A 3,608-nucleotide genomic window follows, 5' to 3' on the forward strand; every position below is an offset into this window, starting at 1 on the left:
GGCGTCGCCCCGCTGCGCGCCCAGGAGGGTCTGGCCCTGTTCGACGGTGCGCTCACCCTGGAGCGCGCCCTGGTCGTCCCCATGCACCTCGACCCCGCCACGGCGGTCGGCACCGGCGACGTTCCGCCGCTGCTGCGCGGACTCGTCCGTACCCCGCGCCGCCGCAAGGTGGACGTCAGCAGCGGCTCCGCCGCCACGTTGGTGGGCCAGTTGAGCACCCTGTCGGCCGAGGAGCAGCACCGTTCGCTGCTGGACCTGGTCCGCAGCAACGCCGCCACGGCGCTGGGCTACCCGTCCGCCGACGCGGTGGACGCCGCCCGGGCCTTCCGTGAGCTGGGCTTCGACTCGCTGACCGCCGTCGAGCTGCGCAACCGCCTCAACGCGGCCACCGGCCTGCGGCTGCCGGCCACGCTGGTCTTCGACTACCCGACGCCCGCCGCCCTGGCCGACCACCTGCACACCGAACTGCTCGGACACCTCGAACCGGCCGCGGCCACCGCGGTCGTGAAGGCCCAGACGGCCGCGGGCGGGGACGACGAGCCGATCGCGATCGTCGGCATGGCCTGCCGCTACCCGGGCGGGGTCGCCTCGCCCGAGGACCTGTGGCAGCTCGTGCTCGGCGGCGGCGACGGCATCTCGCTCTTCCCGACCAACCGCGGTTGGGACGTCGAGGGCCTGTACGACCCCGAGTCCCTCCGCTCCGGCACGACGTACACCCGCGAGGGCGGCTTCCTGCACGACGCGGACCGCTTCGACCCGGTGTTCTTCGGCATCTCGCCGCGCGAGGCGCTCGCCATGGACCCGCAGCAGCGCCTGCTGCTGGAGACCTCCTGGGAGGCGTTCGAGCGCGCGGGCATCGACCCGGCCTCGATGAAGGGCAGCGCCACCGGCGTCTTCGCAGGCGTGATGTACCACGACTACGCCGCGCGCCTGCAGACCATCCCCGAGGAGATCGAGGGCTACCTCGGCACCGGCAACGCGGGCAGCGTGCTGTCCGGCCGCCTGGCGTACACCTTCGGTCTTGAGGGCCCGGCGGTCACCGTCGACACGGCCTGCTCCTCCTCGTTGGTCGCCCTCCACCTGGCCGCCCAGGCCCTGCGCAACGGCGAGTGCACCATGGCTCTCGCCGGTGGTGTGACCGTGATGGCCACCCCCGGTACCTTCATCGAGTTCAGCAAGCAGCGCGGCCTGGCGGCCGACGGGCGCTGCAAGTCGTTCGCCGCCGCGGCGGACGGCACCGGCTGGTCCGAGGGCGTCGGCATGCTGCTCGTCGAGCGGCTGTCCGACGCGCAGCGCAACGGCCACCAGGTGCTGGCGGTCATGCGCGGCAGCGCCGTCAACCAGGACGGTGCCAGCAACGGCCTGACCGCCCCCAACGGTCCGTCCCAGCAGCGGGTCATCCGCCAGGCGCTCGCCAACGCCCGCCTCAGCTCCGACCAGATCGACGTGGTCGAGGCGCACGGCACCGGCACCTCGCTGGGTGACCCGATCGAGGCCCAGGCACTGCTCGCCACCTACGGCCAGGAGCGCACCGAAGAGCCGCTCTGGCTCGGGTCGCTGAAGTCCAACCTGGGCCACACCCAGGCCGCCGCCGGTGTCGCGGGCGTCATCAAGATGGTGATGGCGATCCGCGCCGGTGTCCTGCCGCAGACCCTGCACGTGGACGAGCCGTCCCCGCACATCGACTGGACGCAGGGCGCGGTCGAGCTGCTGACCGAGGCCCGGCCGTGGCCGGAGACCGGACGCCCGCGCCGCGCGGCCGTCTCCTCCTTCGGCATCAGCGGCACCAACGCCCACACGATCATCGAGCAGGCCCCGGCGGAGAAGCGTCCGGCCACGGCCGTCGCCGGGACGGACGCGGCCCCGGCCGCCGTCACGCCGTTCGTCGTCACCGCACGGGGAGAGGACTCCCTGCGGCGCCAGGCCGAGCGCCTGCACGCGCTGGTGACGGCCGACGACCGGCTTCCGGTCGCCGACGTCGCGCACTCGCTGGTGACCACCCGCACGGTCCTGGAGCAGCGGGCCGTGGTCCTCGGCGAGGACCGGGACGCCCTGGTCGCCGGCCTGCGGGCACTGGCCGACGGCCAGTCCGACCCGCAGGTGGTCCAGGGTCTGGCCGGCGGCGGGAAGCTGGCGTTCCTGTTCACGGGGCAGGGCAGCCAGCGTCCGGGGATGGGGCGTGAGCTGTACGAGGCGTTCCCGGTGTTCGCGGAGGCCTTCGACGCGGTGTGCTCGCGGGTGGAACTGCCGCTGAAGGAGGCGGTGTTCGGCGAGGACGCTGCGGTCCTGGCCCGTACGGAGTACACGCAGGTCGCGCTGTTCGCGGTCGAGGTGGCGCTATTCCGGCTCTTCGAGAGCTGGGGGGTCCGTCCGGACTTCCTGGTGGGCCACTCGATCGGTGAGCTGGCGGCCGCCCACGTCGCGGGTGTCCTGTCGCTGGACGACGCCGTCGCCCTGGTGGCGGCTCGTGGCCGGCTGATGCAGGCGCTGCCGGAGGGCGGTGCGATGGTGGCGATCAAGGCCTCGGAGGAGGCGGTGCTGCCGCTGCTGACCGCTCAGGTGAGCATCGCGGCGATCAACGGGTCTTCCTCCGTGGTGATTTCCGGCGACGAGGATGAAGTCCTCGCGATCGCCGGGCAGTTCGAGAAGACCAAGCGGCTGAGCGTCTCGCACGCGTTCCACTCGCCGCTGATGGACGGGATGTTGGAGGAGTTCCGGGCCGTTGCCGAGGGGCTGACGTACAGCGCCCCGCGCATCCCGGTCGTCTCCAACGTCACCGGGGACATGGCCACGGCGGAGGAGCTGTGCTCGCCCGAGTACTGGGTCCGGCACGTGCGCCAGGCGGTTCGCTTCGCCGACGGCATGCGGGCCCTCGAAGCCAAGGGTGTCACCACCTTCGTCGAGCTCGGCCCCGACGGCGTGCTCTCCGCCATGGGCCAGGAGTGCGTCGACGGCGGGGTGTTCGTGCCGGCGCTGCGTGCCGAGCGACCGGAGCCGCGAACGGCGGTCTCCGCGCTGGCGACGGCGTTCGCCCACGGTGCCGCCGCGGACTGGAGCAGCCTGGCCTCCCGGGCCGGTGCCCGGCGGGTCGGCCTGCCGACGTACGCGTTCGAGCGTGAGAGCTTCTGGCTCCACGTCCCGTCGCTCGCCGGCGACATGACGGCCGCCGGTCTCGGCGAGGCCGACCACCCGCTGTTGGGTGCGGCAGTGGCTCTCGCCGATGCGGAGGGCTACCTGTTCACGGGTCGTCTGTCGGTGGAGTCGCACCCGTGGCTGGCCGATCACGTGGTGCTGGGTTCGGTGATCGTTCCGGGTACGGCGTTCGTGGAGTTGGCGGTGCGGGCGGGTGACCAGGTGGGTTGCTCGCTGGTGGAGGAGTTGACGCTGGAGGCGCCGTTGGTGCTTCCGGGGTCGGGTGGTGTGCAGGTTCAGGTGACGGTGGGCGCGGTGGATGCGTCCGGGCGTCGTTCGGTGGCTGTGCACGGTCGGGCCGAGGGCTCGTCGGAGTGGGTCCGTCATGTCTCGGGTGTGCTGGCGGAGGGTGCGTCGGCTGCTGAGGGTGCGGGTCTGGTGGAGTGGCCGCCGGCGGGTGCCGAGGCCGTGGATGT

The 3,608-nt window shown here is 72.9% G+C and carries 1 protein-coding gene; it reads left to right on the forward strand.

Annotation, left to right across the window (positions count from 1 at the left end; translation table 11 throughout):
- Positions 1-3,608: type I polyketide synthase (locus tag ACWDBB_RS36045; protein ID WP_449793625.1), on the forward strand; the 3,608-nt coding region annotated here is incomplete at both ends.

Source organism: Kitasatospora sp. NPDC001095 (assembly GCF_053598615.1).